The 16,752-nt window shown below is 68.1% G+C and carries 17 protein-coding genes and 1 tRNA gene; 16 read left to right on the top strand and 2 right to left on the bottom strand.

Going from position 1 to position 16,752, the window contains the following annotated elements; genetic code table 11:
* The first annotated feature begins 296 nt into the window (after positions 1-296).
* The 5 genes from ACLJO0_RS06120 (at position 297) to ACLJO0_RS06100 (ending at position 8,203) form a co-directional block, all read left to right on the top strand.
* Positions 297-1,511 (top strand): MFS transporter, encoded by a 1,215-nt coding sequence (locus ACLJO0_RS06120; RefSeq protein WP_410576903.1) that lies wholly within the window; start codon positions 297-299, stop codon positions 1,509-1,511.
* A 446-nt stretch (positions 1,512-1,957) separates the two neighbouring features.
* Complete coding sequence (locus tag ACLJO0_RS06115; RefSeq protein ID WP_410576902.1) at positions 1,958-3,403, top strand: GGDEF domain-containing protein; 1,446 nt, start codon at positions 1,958-1,960, stop codon at positions 3,401-3,403.
* Between the two features lie 151 nt (positions 3,404-3,554).
* Positions 3,555-5,717, top strand: a complete 2,163-nt coding sequence (locus tag ACLJO0_RS06110; protein ID WP_410576901.1) for a phospholipase A2 — start codon at positions 3,555-3,557, stop codon at positions 5,715-5,717.
* 377 nt (positions 5,718-6,094) lie between these two features.
* Positions 6,095-7,501, top strand: coding sequence for an LCP family protein (locus ACLJO0_RS06105; protein WP_410576982.1), 1,407 nt, complete (start codon positions 6,095-6,097; stop codon positions 7,499-7,501).
* A 231-nt stretch (positions 7,502-7,732) separates the two neighbouring features.
* A complete protein-coding gene (locus ACLJO0_RS06100; RefSeq protein ID WP_125785047.1) occupies positions 7,733-8,203 on the top strand; it encodes a helix-turn-helix transcriptional regulator in 471 nt (156 codons plus the stop codon).
* 74 nt (positions 8,204-8,277) lie between these two features.
* On the opposite strand, the gene ACLJO0_RS06095 is transcribed toward ACLJO0_RS06100, so the two are convergent.
* Positions 8,278-9,738, bottom strand: a complete 1,461-nt coding sequence (locus tag ACLJO0_RS06095; protein ID WP_410576900.1) for a flavin-containing monooxygenase — start codon at positions 9,736-9,738, stop codon at positions 8,278-8,280.
* A gap of 120 nt (positions 9,739-9,858) precedes the next feature.
* Between ACLJO0_RS06095 and ACLJO0_RS06090 the strand changes: the two genes are divergently transcribed.
* The gene (locus ACLJO0_RS06090) at positions 9,859-10,416 is read left to right on the top strand and encodes a TetR/AcrR family transcriptional regulator (protein ID WP_410576899.1); all 558 of its coding nucleotides are present in this window, start codon (positions 9,859-9,861) and stop codon (positions 10,414-10,416) included.
* A 233-nt stretch (positions 10,417-10,649) separates the two neighbouring features.
* Positions 10,650-11,060 (top strand): hypothetical protein, encoded by a 411-nt coding sequence (locus ACLJO0_RS06085; protein ID WP_410576898.1) that lies wholly within the window; start codon positions 10,650-10,652, stop codon positions 11,058-11,060.
* Positions 11,061-11,063: 3 nt separating this feature from the next.
* Here ACLJO0_RS06085 and ACLJO0_RS06080 read toward each other — a convergent pair whose 3' ends face one another.
* Positions 11,064-11,285 carry a DUF3618 domain-containing protein gene (locus tag ACLJO0_RS06080; protein ID WP_005165704.1) on the bottom strand — a complete coding sequence of 74 codons (222 nt, stop codon included), beginning with the start codon at positions 11,283-11,285 and terminating at the stop codon, positions 11,064-11,066.
* 124 nt (positions 11,286-11,409) lie between these two features.
* On the opposite strand from ACLJO0_RS06080, the gene ACLJO0_RS06075 reads away from it, so the two are divergent.
* The 9 genes from ACLJO0_RS06075 to ACLJO0_RS06035 all read left to right on the top strand — a co-directional run bounded on the left by ACLJO0_RS06075 (position 11,410) and on the right by ACLJO0_RS06035 (position 16,731).
* Positions 11,410-11,483, top strand: a tRNA-Leu gene (locus tag ACLJO0_RS06075).
* 502 nt (positions 11,484-11,985) lie between these two features.
* Positions 11,986-12,150 carry a hypothetical protein gene (locus tag ACLJO0_RS06070; protein ID WP_410576897.1) on the top strand — a complete coding sequence of 55 codons (165 nt, stop codon included), beginning with the start codon at positions 11,986-11,988 and terminating at the stop codon, positions 12,148-12,150.
* Positions 12,147-12,551, top strand: a complete 405-nt coding sequence (locus ACLJO0_RS06065) for a hypothetical protein (RefSeq protein ID WP_410576896.1) — start codon at positions 12,147-12,149, stop codon at positions 12,549-12,551. The genes ACLJO0_RS06070 and ACLJO0_RS06065 overlap by 4 nt, the downstream gene beginning before the upstream one ends.
* 35 nt (positions 12,552-12,586) lie before the next feature.
* Positions 12,587-13,159, top strand: a complete 573-nt coding sequence (locus tag ACLJO0_RS06060) for a phage tail protein (protein WP_125792258.1) — start codon at positions 12,587-12,589, stop codon at positions 13,157-13,159.
* Positions 13,160-13,193: 34 nt separating this feature from the next.
* The gene (locus ACLJO0_RS06055; protein WP_125792257.1) at positions 13,194-13,484 is read left to right on the top strand and encodes a hypothetical protein; all 291 of its coding nucleotides are present in this window, start codon (positions 13,194-13,196) and stop codon (positions 13,482-13,484) included.
* A 65-nt stretch (positions 13,485-13,549) separates the two neighbouring features.
* A complete protein-coding gene (locus tag ACLJO0_RS06050; RefSeq protein WP_410576895.1) occupies positions 13,550-13,888 on the top strand; it encodes a hypothetical protein in 339 nt (112 codons plus the stop codon).
* Between the two features lie 9 nt (positions 13,889-13,897).
* Positions 13,898-14,689, top strand: coding sequence for a hypothetical protein (locus ACLJO0_RS06045; RefSeq protein ID WP_410576894.1), 792 nt, complete (start codon positions 13,898-13,900; stop codon positions 14,687-14,689).
* A 33-nt stretch (positions 14,690-14,722) separates the two neighbouring features.
* Positions 14,723-15,859 carry a hypothetical protein gene (locus ACLJO0_RS06040; protein ID WP_410576893.1) on the top strand — a complete coding sequence of 379 codons (1,137 nt, stop codon included), beginning with the start codon at positions 14,723-14,725 and terminating at the stop codon, positions 15,857-15,859.
* Complete coding sequence (locus ACLJO0_RS06035) at positions 15,856-16,731, top strand: phage distal tail protein (protein WP_410576892.1); 876 nt, start codon at positions 15,856-15,858, stop codon at positions 16,729-16,731. The genes ACLJO0_RS06040 and ACLJO0_RS06035 overlap by 4 nt, the downstream gene beginning before the upstream one ends.
* Positions 16,732-16,752 lie beyond the last annotated feature (21 nt).

Genomic DNA, 16,752 nt, shown 5'->3' with positions numbered 1-16,752 from the left:
CCGGGTCTCAGGCGGCGGCGAACGGCGGCCCGGCTGCGCCGAGCGAGGGCACGGCGATAGCCGCGCAGATACCCGCGGGCGAGTCAGGCCGACGTCACCCACCGGTCGGACGGCGTAGCCCGATCAGCTCAACAGGCGCGGGATTCACCGGTCTTCTGTTCGTCTCCCTGTAGCCGGAGGCATACTGAACGTTGTCCGGCGGGACATCGACTGTGACTCCCTCGTCGACCACGTAACACGGCAGGCAAGAATGCGAGGGAAGCAAGTTCACCCGATCGGGGGGAGGTGGTCACGCAGTGAAGACGAACGCGGCGCCGCGGATGACCGCCGCCCTGGCGAACCGCGAGTTCCGCGCACTCTGGCTCGCCGAGGTGCAGTCCCTCATCGGGGATCAGCTCACCATCGTCGCGCTGGCGATCCTCGTCTACGACCGGACAGGCTCCGCGTTGCTCTCCGCGGTGGTCTACTCCCTGACCTTCCTGCCCGCGCTGGCCGGCGGCCTCGGCCTCTCCCAGCTGGCCGACCGCTACCCGCGGCGCACCGTTCTCGTCGTCTCGTCCCTGATCCAGGGGCTGCTGATCGCGATCATGGCGATCCCCGGCACCCCGCTCGCCCTGTTGTGCGGGCTGGTGGTGCTGGCGCGGCTCGTGAACGCGCCGGGCAACGCGGCGCAGAACGCGCTGACGCGCGAGGTGTTCACCGACGACGACCTCTATCTCAAGAGCCAGGACATCCGCGGCATCTCGACCAACACCGCCATGCTGCTCGGTCTGGCGGGCGGCGGTCTGCTGGTTTCGCAGGTCGGGGTGAGCTGGGCGCTGGCGCTGGACGCCGCGACCTTCCTGTTGAGCGCGGCCGTGGTCCGCTTCTCCGTGTCCCGGCGGGCGGCCGCGTCCGACGGCAACGGCAGCTGGTTCGGCGCGGTCAAGCAGGTCTTCGGCAACCGTCACCTGCGGGTACTGGTCTGGTTCTCGTGGCTGGTTGGCCTCGCCGTCATCCCCGAGGGGCTCGCGGCACCGCTCGCCGCGGAGATGGGCGTCGGGAAACAGGCCGTCGGCTGGCTGCTGGCCGCCGATCCGCTGGGCTTCGTGATCGGGGCGTTCCTGCTGTCCCGGTTCGTCTCCGCGGAACAACGGCGGAGGCTGCTCGGCGTTCTGGCGGCACTACCGATGCTCGCCCTGATCGCCTTCGCGCTCAAACCGGGGCTGATCCCGGCGTTGCTGCTGCTGGCGGCGGCGGGTGCCGCGGGGGCGTACCTGATCACGGTGAGCGCCACGTTCATCACCTGGGTCCCGAACGAACTCCGGGGCGGTGCGGGTGGGGTGTACCGCACGGGGTTGCGGGTGGCTCAAGGAATAGGGGCGGGACTCGGCGGGCTCGCCGCCGATCGGCTCGGAGCGGCGACCTCGGCCATCGCGCTGGCAGGCGTGGTCGGCCTGCTGCTGGCCGTACTGGTCGCGCTCAGCTGGTGGCACATCAACGGAACCAGCCCGGAACCGTTGCTGTCATGACGAATCCACACTGGACGGCCCCTGGGGCGGCGGCTCGGCCGCCCGGTGGGTTCGTACTCGGAAATCTCGACGACGGAACACTGGCACAGGACCTTGGTCTTCGGCACGGGGACGAAAAGAAACGACTCTCGATCAGAAGTCACGGCTCGACATGGTCGGACACCTCCTGGGAACCTCGCAGCGAACTAATACCTTGTCCGGGCTCAGAAGTCACGACTGGACACTATCCGTCACCCCTTCCGCGTCGCGTCTCGAAAAACATTCAGTCACCAAGATCAGAAATCACGGGACACGATTGCCACCTCCGGTCCGTGTTCGCGGGCACCCTTGCCGCTGTCGGACAACTGATGCGATGGGATGATACCGGCCGTGGAATACGAACGGTGTATCAGTCGGTACCGGTGAGATTACTCAGCCGTGCCGTCCGCGCGGAAAAGAGGTAGCAATTGCCAGCCGAGACCGGTGACCGCCGCCAGCACGGTGACGGCACCGGCGACCTTGACGACACGGCACCGCCGTCCGCGGCGCGGAGCGAGGTACCGGTGACCGAACGCGGGCAGGTGAGCCCGGAAGGTGACCGGGCCGGACCGCGGGAGCGCCATCCCTACGATCCCAGGGCGTGGGCTCTCTGGCAGCGGCCGAAACGGTTCATCGCGTTCCTTTTCGCCATGGAGGCGATCGGAATCGCGATCATGGTCGTCGCGACGATGGATTCCACGAATCCAGGAAGAACGGACTGGGTTCGTTTCGCGATTCTCGCCGTCGGCGCCACCGCGCATATTCAGCTGACCCAGCGGCAAGAGGAAAGACGGCGTGATCGCAGTCGTACCGTACTCATCGACCTCACCGCGGTATGGACATTTCCGGCCGCGGTCATCCTGCCGCTTTCACTGACGCTTTCCATCATCGCGATCGTCCGGATCCAGCATTGGTTCATCGCCCGGCGGCCCGCGCACAACTTCGTGTTCTCTTCGGTCACGCACGGCGTTTCGGTGACGCTGGCGTCGCTCACCTTCGCCGCGTTCGGCCCACATGAATGGGGACGGATTTCCGGCTGGGACACCCTCGGCGAATTCGGGGTCCTGATCATCACCGGGATGGTCTTCGAAGCGGTGCAGATCGCCTACATCGGCGGCATCCTCACGATCGGCTCGCCGAAGCGGCCCTCGCTGTCGACCGTGCTCGGCAATACGGCCGACAACCTGCTGGAGGCCATCACGATCGGCCTCGGCGCGGTCACCGCGGTACTGCTGTTGATCATGCCACCGATGGTGATCGTGATGGCCGTGGTGACGGTGGTGTTCAATCGCCTCGCCGAGATCGACCAACTGCAAAACGACGCCAGGACGGACCCGAAAACCGGTGTTCTGAACATGCGCGGATGGTCGGAGTCGGCCGATCGGGCGCTCGGAAGGACTGCCCGATCGGACGACGGCCTTGCGCTTCTGATGATTGATCTCGACCACTTCAAGTGGATTAACGACACTTATGGACACCCGGCGGGTGACGACGTCCTCCGCGATGTGGCACGGAAATTGGACGAGGTCACCAGGCCCGCCGACGTCATCGGCCGGTTCGGCGGCGAGGAATTCCTCGTACTTTTGCCGGATATCGACGAAACCGCGGCGAAACTCGCCGCCGAGCGAGTGCGCAGTGCTATCGCGGAACTGCATATAGTGACTACCGACAAAAGGGGCAGCCGGGTGACGATCTCGGGCCGCACCGCCTCGATCGGGGCGGCACTGTTCCCTCGTCACGGTGAATCCCTGGAAGAACTCCTGCACGCCTCCGACGCCGCCGTCTACGTGGCCAAGGAGAACGGCCGGAACCAGGTGCGGTTCGCCCAGGACGTGGACCGGCCCGCTCCGCCGCCACCCACCGAAGAGGGCTGAAGGGGCCCTTCGCCGCATGCGACGCGATGAAAGGGCCCTTCACCTCGTCGCATGCGGGGAAAGCGTCCTTCAGCCCCTGGTCACCCATCCGGGCGGAACCCGGGGGTTATCCGGATGTCGGCCTTGATCGGCGGATGGCACCCTGGACGCCATGCCAGCGACAGCCCAAGCCGCCGCTCGTCCTACCCGGATCCGGCGGCCCTGGTCGACTTCGGGCTGGTTGTTGCTGGTCACGGTACTGGTGTTCGGTTTCGGCCTGATCGCGTCGCGGCCCGCGTCGCCGCCGGACCAGGGCCCACCGACGGGTGACCTCCTCGCCGCGCAGCACGCGGTCGACGCGCTGGTGCGGCCGGGTCCGGTCGAGAACGTGCTCGCCGAACTGCCAGCCGACTTCACCGCGGTCAGCGGGATCACCCCGAGCGTGATGACCGCACGCGACGGCACCGTGCGCGCCGTCCACACCGACGGGGGTTGCTCGGCGCCCTGGGGCGACGACAACACCAAATGGGACTACGCGGTCCCCTGCAAGGCCCACGACCTGGGCTACGACATCCTCCGCTACGCCGAACGCAAGGGGCACCCGCTCGGCCAGGAGGCCAGAGCCTCGCTGGACGACCGGCTCTCGGCGGACATGCACAACGCCTGCGTCGTCAACCCGATGGACTCGCGCGGCACTTGCGACGTCGTCGCCTCCCTCTATACCGCCGGTCTGGTGCTCAACTCCTGGCATCAGCGCTGGGGACCGCCGGTCGGTGACCCGCTCGGCCCGATGATCGTCGGCGTGCTGGTGATCGGCGCGCTGCTGGTGTTCCGCCTCCGCGGCTGGGCCCGCGCCCGCCGGACCGTCGTCACGCTTCCCCGCGAGCCGCGGCCGGTGGTCCCGGTCGGCCGGTGGGCGTTGCTCGGGGTCGCCGGTGTCGTGCTGATGCTGCTCGGTGAATCCGCCGTCGCGCTCGCGCATTGGGCGGGAGCACCCGAGCGGTCGTTGTGGCCGTTCACCTGGCTCGCCCAGCTCTGCCCGGTCATCTTCTTCGCGGTGGGCAGGATCAACGAAGCGGGCTGGCGGTCGATCCGCGCGACCGGCGGCCGCTACCCGCAGTACCTCGCCGACCGCGCGAGCCCGCTGCTGCGCCCGGCGCTGATCTTCGCCGTCGTCGCGCTGGTCGTCCCGCTCGCGCTGGAGGTGCTGGGCATCCCCACGGGGACGAACGCCACCGTCATGCGGATCGCGCTGCATCCGCTCTGGCTGCTCGGCGTCTTCCTCTTGACCGTCGTGCTCGCGCCGGCGCTGCTGACGCTGTATCGCCGGACGCGGACCGCCTCCGTCGCCGGGCTGCTGGCCTTGACCTTGGCGAGCGAGGCCGCCGCGCACTGGTCCGGCTCGGCCGTCCCGCGCTACGCGGAGACGTTGTTCCTCGCCCTGTTCGTCCAGCAGCTGGCGTTCGCCCACGCCGACGGCGTCCGCCTGCGGCGCGGCGCCCTCCTGGCGACGGCGTTCACCGGCGCCGCCGGGCTGGGCCTCGCGGTCGCCGTCCGCGGCGAAGGACCGATGCTGCTCGGCGGCCCCGGCGCCCCGGCCGCGTTGTCGGGCCCGCCGTGGGGAGTGCTCCTGCTCGGCCTGGTCCAGCTCGCGCTCCTCGGTCTGCTCGCGCGGCCGCTGGCCCGGCTCGGCGAACGTGCCGCGGTCGCCGCGACCGCCCGCCTCGTCCTCCGCGCCCCGATGAGCCTCTACCTCGGCTTCCTGGCCGCGATGCTGCTGCTCGTCGCGGTCGTCTACCTGCCGGGACCGTTCGTGGACGGGCTCAGCTGGCTGGCCCGCCCGCGGGTCCTGCTCGCGATGGCCCTGCTGGCCGTGCCCGCCGTGCTCGTCTTCTGGTGGTTCGAACGCCATGCGGGACCGCAACAGCGAGCGGTCGACGAGCCGGGGCTGCGCGCGGCGGTCTTCTGCCGGGCGGCGGCGACGGTCGGGATGGCGTACGCGATGCTCGGCGTGTTCGGCTTCGCGCTGACCCGCTTCGGGGGCGCGTCGGCCGACGCCGACCTCCTCGGGCTCCGGTTCGGCCCGGTCCAGAGCCTGGTCAACCTGTTGCTCGGGGTGTACCTGCTGCACACCGTGCGGAACGGCACCAGCCGGATGACCGGCACCTGGCTGGTCTGTGCGGTCGCGTGCGCGCCGCCGCTGATGAGCGCACTCGACGGCAAGCACGTGAGCGCCGCTTCGGTCGCGCTGCCGGTCGCGACGATCGTCGTCGCGATGCTCGCCGCGGCCGCCACGCTGGTCCCCGCCCGCGCCGCCCGGCGTGTCCTGCCCTGAGCCGGACAGCACTGACCAGGCGTTCTTCGTACCATGGTGAGGAAACCGGTGGTGCGTGCCACATCTTCGGGGGGATGTGTAATCCTGCGACAACCCTCAACAGGCACCATGCGTCCCTTGAGAAGACCGTCGACCGGTAGCGACCAGAAGGAGCAGACCGCGTGGAGTATCCGCCTCGGAATGGGTATGGGGATCGACGTCCCGCCCGGCCTAGGCAGGACGCGCCCGGACGCGTTCCTTCCCGCCCGGCCCCGCCCCGTGGAGACCGGCAGGCGCCCGCCCGCCAGGCCGCCGGTGGCCCGCCCCGGCGCCCGGCCACGCGACGACGGTCGTTCCGCGGCCCCAAGATCGCGCTGGGCCTGGTATCGCTGCTGGTGATGGGCCTGACCGGGTACGCGTGGGCCGCGATGGACGGCCTGACGTTCGCGAACGTCGGCATCGGCGCCGACGAGGGCGACAAACCCGCCGACGGCGCCCGCGACATCCTGCTCGTCGGCCTCGACAGCCGCACGGACGCGCAGGGCAACCCGCTGTCGAAGGAAGTCCTGGCCCAGCTGCGTGCCGGACAGGCCGACGGCGAGCTGAACACCGACTCGCTGATCTTCGTGCACATCCCCAACGACGGTTCCAAGGCCGTCGCGATCTCGCTGCCGCGCGACTCCTACGTCGACATTCCCGGCGGCTACGGCAAGCACAAGATCAACTCGGCGTACGCCCGTGCGATGCTCGACGAGCGCAAGAAGCAGCAGGAGAACGGCGTCTCCGACCCGAAGGAACTCGACCAGAAGGCCAACGAGGCCGGGGCGAAGACCCTGATCAAGACCGTCGAGCAGCTGACCGGCTCGACCATCGACAACTACGCCGCCATCAACCTGCTGGGCTTCAGCGAGATCACGCAGGCCATCGGCGGGGTCGACGTCTGCCTCAACGACGACGTCAACGACCAGTTCTCCGGCGCGAAGTTCACCAAGGGCCCGCACACCATCTCCGGGGTGGAGGCGCTCGGCTTCGTCCGGCAGCGCCACGGGCTGCCGCGCGGCGACCTCGACCGGGTCGTCCGGCAGCAGGTGTTCATGGCCGGGATGGCGCGGAAGGTGCTCTCGGCGGGCACGCTCGCGAACCCGGGCAAGCTCAACGACCTGATCACGGCCATCAAGAAGTCGGTCGTGCTCAACCAGAACTGGGACGTCTTCGGCTTCGCGCAGCAGATGAAGAGCCTGACCGGCGGTCAGCTCGAGTTCCGGACGATCCCGATCGTCAACATCGAGTACAAGACCCCGAACGACGGCGTCGCGATCCAGGTCGACCCGAAACAGGTCAAGAACTTCGTCCAGGGGCTCGCAGGCCCGCAGCCCGGCGAGCAGCAGCAGGCGCCGCCCGCCGAGTCGCCCAACAAGGCGACCACGGTCGACGTCCGCAACTCCACGAACCGGGACGGCCTCGCCTCGACGGTGCTGAAGCAGCTCGTCGACAAGGGCTTCACCGCCGGCGACACGGCCACCGCGAGCGCGCGCAAGAAGACGGTCGTCTGGGTCGCCAAGGGCCAGAAGGCGGCGGGACAGGCCGTCGCCGACGAACTCGGCGGCAACCCGACCGTCCAAGAGGACAAGAGTGTCGAAGCCGGGCACGTGATGGTCTTCCTCGGCTCGGACTTCAAGTCGCCGAGTGGCGCCGAAGGCTCCGGCTCCTCGCAGAACGCCGCCGGTTCGTCGGCCGCGGCACCCCCGCCCGAGCAGTCCGACGAGAAGCCGATCACGGCCGAAGGCGTGCCCTGCGTCAACTGACGCACCCTCCTTCTCCGCGCAGAGCTGGCGTTGCGAAAGCCACCGAAACGCACCCTCCGAGCCGGTTTTGTTCACCCATTCGGCCCAGCCGGCCAAAATCGGTAGGAAAAGCACCCCCGAAACCGCGTAAGAGCGGCGGCCCTGCCGACTTTCATACACGTGAGCGCGCTCGTCCCGGGTTTTGTCACACCGGCGGGCGGTGGAGAAGGTTGGCAAGGCAGGGGATGGGGAGTGCTGATCGACGCTGAGAGCTATCAGCGGATACTCGGAGACGAGCTCCGCAAGCTCCGCCGTAAACGTGGCTGGACACGCAAGGAACTGAACCAGCATCTGCAGAGCGAGATCTCGCTCCAGACGCTGGCCACCTACGAGCTGGGCACCCGGCACTGTTCCGTGGTGCGGCTGGTCGAACTGTGCGTCGCGATGGACGAGCTGCCACAGGATCTGCTGGCCAAGGTGCACCGCCGGGTGTTCGTGGACGAACCGGGCCGCGTCCGGGTCGATCTGCGCCTGGTGATCAAGGACGACCAGGAGGAACTGTTCCCACTGAGACGGTGGGCGGACGACCGGCTCAAACGGTCGGGTGACGCCGGAAGCGCCGAGGTCCACCTCGACTTCGCGGCGCTGGAACGGATGGCCGAGCTCTGCGGCATCCCCACCGTCGATCTCATCGGAAGGCTTCGCCGGCTCAACCCCTCATGAGCGCGGCGTTCCCCGGTCCGTGAAGGCCATGCCCCCCATCTTGGCTTTCACGGACCCTCCCCCTCTTCGCGAGGTCAGCCGAGGATTTCGTAGTCCTCGCGCCGCACCTTGCGGGTGTCGAGCCAGTACCGCCAGGTGAAGCCGGGCCAGATCGTGCGGTTGACGCCCTTCGCGTCCAGGTACCAGCTCTTGCAGCCGCCCTGGGTCCAGATGCCCTTGGCGAGTTTGCGCTGGATCTCGCCGTTGAACCGCTCCTGCGCCTCCGGCCGCGGGTCGAGCGCCTTGCCGCGCGCGAGCCGCAGCGCCTGCGCGACGTAGGAGATCTGCGCTTCGATCATGAACACCACGGAGTTGTGGCCCAGTCCGGTGTTCGGGCCGAGCAGGAAGAACAGGTTCGGGAACCCGGACACGGTGATGCCCTGATACGTCCGCATCCCCTCGGTCGCCCACTCCTTGCCGAGGTTGCGCCCGTCGCGGCCGATGATCTCCAGGTCGTCGAAGGCGTCGGTGACGTGGAATCCGGTGCCGTAGATGATCGCGTCGACCTCGTGCTCGACGCCGGCGCCGTCGACGACGCTGTGCTCGCGGACCTCTTTCACGCCCTCGGTGACGACGTCGACGTTGTCCCGCGCGAGCGCCGGGTAGTAGTCGTTGGAGACCAGGACGCGTTTGCAGCCCATGGTGTAGTCCGGCGTCAGCTTCCGGCGCAGTTCCGGGTCCTTGACGCTCTTGAAGATGTTGCGCTTCGCGATGCGCTGGCCGATCTTCATCACCCACGGCTGCCCGTTGAAGCCGATCGCGCGGGCCTCGAGCCCCCAGTAGAGGACGTCGCGGAAGGCACGCTGCAGCAGCGGAACCGAGCTGAACGCCTTCCGCAGCGCTTCGGGCATTTCGCGGTCCGGTTTCGGCATGATCCACGGCGGCGTGCGCTGGAAGAGGGTCAGTTCGGCGACGTCCTTCGCGATCTGCGGCACGAACTGGATCGCGCTCGCACCGGTGCCGACCACGGCGACCCGCTTGCCCTTGAGGTCGTAGTCGTGCTCCCACTGGGCGGAGTGGAACGCCCGGCCCTGGAAGCGCTCGATGCCGGGCAGCTTCGGGATCTGCGGGAGGTGCAGCGCGCCGACCCCGGCGACCAGCGCGGGCGCGACGAACTCGTCGCCCGACTTCGACGCGACGTGCCAGCGGTTCTCGTCGGCGTCCCAGCGGGCGCCGGTCATCTCCTGGCCGAAGCGGATGAAGCGGTGCAGGTCGTACTTCGCGGCGACGTCGCGCATGTACTGCCAGATCTCCGGCTGCGGCGAGTACGCGCGAGACCAGCCGGGGTTCTGTTCGAACGAGAACGAGTACATATGCGAGGGGATGTCGCAGGCGCAGCCGGGGTAGGTGTTGTCCCGCCACGTGCCGCCCACGTCGTCGGCCTTCTCCAGGATGACGAAGTCCTCGCGGCCCTCTTTCCGCAGCTGGATGGCCATGCCCAGCCCGGAGAAGCCGGTTCCGACGATGACGACCCCGGTCTCGGTGCGGTTGCCCATGCCCGGCCTCTCGTTCGAATTACCTGTTACCGGGAGTACACCTTACTCGAAGTAGGTTACCTTCGGTAGAGTGCTGTGGTGACGACGGCGAAGCGCAAACGCATGCCACGAGCAGAGCGAATGCGGCAGATGATCGAAATCGCGGAGGAAGTCTTCGCCGAACGCGGCTACAGCGCGGCGTCGATGGACGACATCGCGGAGCGCGTCGGGGTCTCCAAGCCGATGCTCTACGAGTACTTCAACTCGAAAGAGGGACTGCTGCTGGCCTGCATCCAGCAGTCGCGGACGGCGTTGCGCGAGGTCACCGAACGGGCGATCGTCGGCGCGACCTCCGCCGAGGACGCGCTGCGGCGCGGACTGCTGGCCTTCTTCGTCTTCATCCGGGAACGACGGCAGGCCTGGTCACTGCTGCGCCACGAGATGGCACTGATCGGGACCGGCGCCGCCGACGAGATCGAGCGGACCCGCCGCCAGCAGACCGACCTGATCGCCGCGCTGATGGGCGACTACTTCGACGCGGGCGACGACCTGCGTGCCGAGGCGTCCGCGGAGTTCGTCGTCGGCGCGTGCGAACGGCTCGCGATCTGGTGCGAGCGGCACGAGGACGTCAGTCCCGAAACGGCGACCGGATACGCGATGGACGTCCTCTGGTCGGGCCTGTCCGCGAGGGCGCGCTGAAGCGACTGTGAAGATGCGCGTGCATTAGGCCATTCGGTCGTCACTCAGAGCACATTGCCGCCAGTGTCTTGTGACACAGAGTTGTCCTACTGTATCGATGACACTGTAGAAACTCTGATGGACAGTCTCGGCCTCCGTCAGGAGGGGGCGCCACCACCCGAAAGTGGCGTCATGACGACGGCGTGGCGAAGTCCACTGAGTGACGCATGCTCGCGAGGAGAGGGGTGAGGCGGATGACCGAACCGATCACCGCGTCGTACGTCCAGGAGGACGACGACTGGAAGATCACGGTCAGCGGCTCCGGCAAGGAACTGACCGGTCGCGCACCGGGCATCATCGCGGCACGGGACCGGGCCGACCAGCTGGTGGAGAAACTGTCCCCGCCCGAACGGTCGACCGTGGTGCACCTGCTCAACGGCAGTGCGCTCGAGTTCACCGCCGCCTACATGACGGCGAGGCTCACGCTTCCGGAGATCGAGCCACTCGAGGTCCCTCCGCCGTCGAACGGCAAGGCCAAGGAGAAGACCGGCGGCAAGCCTCCGGTGCCCCAGGGCAAGGAGCTCCCGAAGGCCGTCGACGAGGCGAAGGCCCCGAAGAAGGCTGAGCCGGCCAAGACACCCGCCAAGGCGGCCCAGACCTCCTGAGACCTACTTCAGGAGTTTGCGGATCAGCAGCACGCCGATCAGCACAGCCCCGCCGATGAGCGGGTACTTCACCTTGGGCTCGTCCAGCTTCGCGCGCAGACCGGTCTTCGCGGAATCCACCAGCTTCGCGGGGTTCGCCTTCGTGCCCAGCTGGTCGAGTGTGGCGACCAGCGCGTTCCTGGCCTGTTCGATCTCACGCTCGATGGTCTCGGGATCGCGAGCCACGTGTCCTCCTCGCCGCGACGGACTTGCTGAACGCCCACGTTAGAGGACGCCACCCCCCACGGTGGCACCGGCCACGCCGAGAAACGCCGATCGTGTCGCACGCTACGATTTCGGGGCAGCACTGGGGCCCGTAGCCCAATTGGCAGAGGCACACGGTTTAGGTCCGTGCCAGTGAGAGTTCGAGTCTCTCCGGGCCCACCCCACCGGCCCGCGCGAGCATGGCGGCGTGCTCGCGCGGAAGCCGCCCGCCACGCCCCCGCGGCCGGTTCGCCGCCGACATTCGGAAAGCCGGTCCGATTCAGCGGATTCCGCCGATTCGACGAAGTCTTTCTCCTGTTGGACGGTCGGCGAATCGGCACCACCGAAAGAATTCGTAAAAGACCTTTCAGCCAATTGATCTCCACGCACGCGTTCTCGGCGGAGCCGGTTGAGCCGGACGCCGATCTGCGTATACTCGGCCTCAAGCGCCGATAGCAGTCATATCGCCGCGGCGCGATGGGGTTTCGCGGCATACCACACATTCCGGGGGGATACGTGTACCCGCTCGACGGTTGACACGTCGGCGCATTGTCCATTGTGGAATTCATGCGCCGGTTCGCCTGCACCTCTCCACTCAAGAGTTCACCGTGCTCACCAAATGCGCGCGCGGAATCGATCCTGCTCGCGTTTCGCTGCCCGTCGGCGCCTTTATAGGAGAGCCATGCCCAGAATTCGACTCACCTATTGGTGGGACGGCCACGCCCCCGGTGACGTGGTCGATGTCGACGACCAGGTCGCGGTCACGTTGGTCGGCCGGATCGCGGTGCGAGCCGAGGACGACGACGGCGAGCCCGCGGCCGAACGGTCCGAGACGAGCGAGGCGTGACCGCCCCGATCGTCTTCCCCGACGTCGAGCGGCTGGTCGTCGACTCGATCAAGAACCGCGCGGAACTCGCCGGGATCGTCGTGGACAACAAACCGCCGCCCGGCTTCAACGGCACCCAGAAGACCGTGCTGGTCTCGCGCGTGGGCGGGGCGTGGATCGACGACCAGTACCTCGACCAGCCGTTGATCGACCTGGAGTGCTACGGCCCCGACAAGACGGCCGCGCACGGCGTGTCGTTGCTCGCGAGGGCCGCGGTCCTCACGCTGCGCGAAATCGGCTACGGCGGCGCGCGGGTGGTCGACGTCGCCGAGATGGACGGCCCGCGCTGGCTGCCCGACTACCACCACGCGGCGGCCAGCCGCTACCTGGCCACGGTGCGGCTGCTCGTCCGGCCTGCCTGACCGTTCACGATTCCCCGAGCAAGGAGTAAGCGCTGATGGCTGGTTCCAACGCCAAGGAGATCCGGGTCGCCGGCAGCGGCCGCATCCTCGTCGCCCCGCTGGGCACCGCGGCACCCGCGGACACCACCGCGGCCTGGGGGGCCGACTGGAAGGACCTCGGCTACACCACGACCGACGGTGTCAAGGTCGCCAAGAAGGACAAGATCGACCCGATCGACACGTGGCAGAGCGTCAGCCCCGCCCGGTTCGTCTACTCCGACCGCGACCTGACCTTCAAGTTCCAGATGCTGCAGCTCAACGAGGACACGATGCCGTTCTTCTTCGGGGGCGGCGCGGTCGCGCAGGTCGGGACGTCCGGGGTCTACAAGTACGAGATGGCCGCCGAACCGAAGTTCGACGAGCGCATGCTCGGCGTGGAGTTCACCGACGGCAACGACGTGCGGTACCGCCTCGTCGTCGCGCGTGGACAGGTCACCGAGACCGAGGAGATGGCGCTGGTGCGCACCGCTCCGCTGAAGCTCGGCGTCACCTACACGGCACTGGCCGTCGACGAGAAGGCCCCGCTGGTCACCTTCCTGATGAAGGACCCGTCGTACGCCGCCGTCTGACCACCCCCCTGCCCGGCATCGAGAGGACATCGCCATGGGCCGTTTCAACGTCAACGCCGCTCGAGCCCAACGCCTCGAGGTGGACGGCACGGACTGGGAGTTCGAGCTGGACGACGAGGTCTTCCGGCTGCCCCGCGAGTTCCCGCGTGCCATGGCCAAGCAGCTGAGCCAGATCGACGACAACGACATCGACGGCCTGCTCGAGGTGCTGCTCGGTGAGGAGCAGTACGCGCGCTTCGACAAGCACACGGTGACCGTGCAGGACGTCGCCGCGCTGCTGGAGGCTTACGGCAAGGAGACAGGTCTGCCGCTGGGGGAAGGCTGAGCCTCGGCACGCTCGTCGAAGAGCATGCCGAGGCCCTCGAGGCCGACCTGCTGCGGTACTACAACGTGGATTTGCTCGACTGGTACCGGGAGAAGCTGTCGTCCCGGCGGTTGAAGGTGCTCATCGAACACCTGCCGCGGGATTCGTCGTTCGCGAAAGCGTTGCACGGCGAGGAAGCGGAATGGCACCTGAGCGACCACCTGCTGGCCGCGGTGGTGGATCACCTCGCGGTGTCGAACTGGATGTTCGCCACGGTCAACCGGGATGAGAACGCCGAGGAGATCCCGTACCCGCAAGCCATTCCCCGTCCAGGGCCCGAAGCGGTCGACGACGAAGCAACCAAGGCGGAACCCGAGAGCACGGACGCGAGCGAAATCCTCGCCTTCTTCCGCAGCGCTGGTTAGGAGACTGACGTGGTCGACTTGACTCCACCTGGGATGCTGATCCCCTCCGGCGGTGGCGCCCCTCCGATCACGCCGGAACAGGCCTTGGCGATGGGCAAACTGGTCAAGGAAGCGGTCACGACCGCTTTCAACACCGTCTACCCGCCCGAGACCCGCGAGGCCCTTAAGCGGGAGTTGACCGGAGTCAAGGCCGAGGTCAACGGCGTCGCGAGCGCGCTCAACCTGGTCAAGGTCGAGTGGACCGCGTTCAAGCTGGAGCCGCCGTCGATCTGGGAGATCATCCAGCAGCGCCGGGCCAAAGCGCGGGGCGAGGCGCCCGAACAGCTCAAGGATCTCGGGGACAGCGCGAAGAAGCGCGCCAACGACGCACATCGGCTTGCCCAAAGCGCCAACCAGAACGCCGGAACCGCGCTACGGAAAGCGAACCAGGTCGGCACCGGGGTACAGCAGGGCATCACCGCGCGACTCAACCCGATCTCTCAGAGCATCTCGACGTTGCGCGGCCAGGTCACCCGGCTCGACCGGCGCGCGGCGGCCATCGGCCGGGAGACAACGGCGGCCCTGCAAGGGGTTCGGCGGGTCGGCACCGGCCAGAACCAGCTCACCCGGCGTATCACCACGTTGGAGCGCAGGCAGCAGACCGGCCAAGGCGGCCGCGGCCAGGACGCCACCGCACTCAGGCGTGAGGGCGACCGGACCCGCCAGGCCGTACGCGAACTCACCGCCGCGATGCGCGGCGCGGGCCCCGGATCCCAGCAGTTCAAACGGCAGCTCGACGCGATCGAGCAGTCCCTCCGCTGATCCTCACCACGCAGACGAAGGAAGCCAGCCAGCATGAGAAATGCCTTGGTACAGGCCACGGGCGCGGTCGGCCGGTTCCGCGCGGCGCTGACGCAGGCCAGTGGGGCGGGCGGCCGGTTCCGGACGGCCACGAGCCAGAGCACCACGCAGGTCCGTCAGCTCAAGACCGCGGCCGACCAGGCGGCGAGGTCCGTGCAGCAGGCCGGGCGGCAGGCGGCGTCCGGCGGCGGGTTCTTCTCCCGGTTCAGCCAGGGGCTGCGCACCGCGACGACCGCCCAAAGAGGACTCAACACCGCGATGAAGGCCAACGTCCTCGGCTTCCTGCTCAGCCTGTTGCTGCCGCTGATCGCCAAGATCGTCGACATGGCCATGCAGTCGCAACGCGTGCGACAAGTCGTGTCCGCGGCCTTCCGGATCATCGGACAGGTCGTCGGCGCGGTGATGGACTTCGTCCGCAAGATCATCAGCGCGGTCTGGCCATGGATCGAAACCTACGTCCGGACGTACATCACCATCGTCATGACGGTGATCCGGACCGTCATGAATGTCATCCAGACGGTCATCTCCACCGTGTGGAACGTGATCTCCACGATCTTCCGCACGGCCATGAACGTGATCAGCACGGTGGTCTCCGGTGCCTGGAACGGCATCAAGAACGTGATCATGCCGGTCATCAACTGGATCGGCGAGGCGATCCCGGCCGTGTGGAACCGGGTGACCGGAGCGTTGCGCGCGGCGTGGGACGGGCTGGCGGGCTTCGCGCGCGCCGCGTTCGAAGCGGTGCTCGGCGCGGTCAAGGCCCCGATCAACGCCATCATCGGCCTGGTCAACATGGCGATCCGCGGCCTCAACGGCATCAGCGTCACCATCCCGGACTGGGTGCCGTTCGTCGGCGGCAAGACGTTCGGTCTCAACCTGCCGCAGATCCCGCAGCTGGCCTCGGGCGGTATCGCCACGCCGGTGCCGGGCGGGCGGCTGGTGAACGTCGCCGAGGCCGGGCACGCCGAGGCGATCATCCCGCTGTCGAAGCTGCCGCAACTGCTCGACCTGACGAACAAACGCCGCGACGTCAAACCGGTCACGGTGAACATCCACCCGAGGGCACGGCAGTCCGAGTACGAAATCGGCCGGATCGCCGCCCGCGAGCTGGCCTGGGCGGGGAAGCGATGACCGCGACGCGGCCCCCGGGAACCGTTCTGCAGCAACCGGTTTTCTCGGTCGACGGCTGGGCGGGCAACACCGTCGACGCCGAGGGCGTGGAGTGGTGGGTGACGAAGGAGGAAGGCTGGGCGTCCTCCCCCGCCGTCCGGCTCACGATGACCGACCGTCCGGAGCGGGACGGCGCGTTCGACGCGCCGTCCTACCGCTCGCCGAGGGTGATCACCTTGGAGGGCACCGCGATCGCGCCGGATCGGATCAGCAAGGAACGCGCCAAGGACGGCTTCGCCGCCGTGCTCAACGACGGCTCACAGCTGTTCCCGCTCGTGGTGACCGAGCCGCACGCGGTGCGCCGGGCGATGGTGCGGCTGTCCGGCGAGTCGAAGATCATGGACAAGAAGGCGGGCGCGTTCGAGTTCTCGGTGCAGGTCACCGCGCCGGACCCGTTGCGCTACTCCGCCGAACTGCGCGTCGCGACCTGCCCGCTCCCCAGTTCCGCCGGTGGGTTGAGCTTCCCGCTGGCCTTCCCCCTGGACTTCGGGACCGGCGCCACCGGCGGCAGGCTGTCGCTGGAGAACAACGGCACCGTGGCGGCCTGGCCGACGTGGAAGATCAGCGGCCCGTGCGCCGACCCGGTGCTCATCAACACCCAGACCGGCGAGGAGCTGGCCTTCCAGATCCAGCTGGCCGCCGGCGAGGTGCTCGTCGTGGACACCGACGCGAGAACCGTTCTGCTGCAAGGCCTCGCGTCGCGCCGCTCGGTGATGCTGCCCCATTCACGCTGGTTCCCGCTCGTCCGTGGCGGGATCGACGTCGCGTTCCGGGCAGGCGCCTACAACCCGGCCGCGCGGCTCACCGCCGAATGGCGTGACGCATGGAGCTGAACATCTCGAGACTAGGAGCCC

It is taken from the genome of Amycolatopsis sp. lyj-108 (assembly GCF_046549005.1).
Lineage (GTDB): Bacteria > Actinomycetota > Actinomycetes > Mycobacteriales > Pseudonocardiaceae > Amycolatopsis.
Note: the sequence above shows the minus strand (reverse complement) of the source record. Positions and strands in the feature narration are given on the sequence as shown.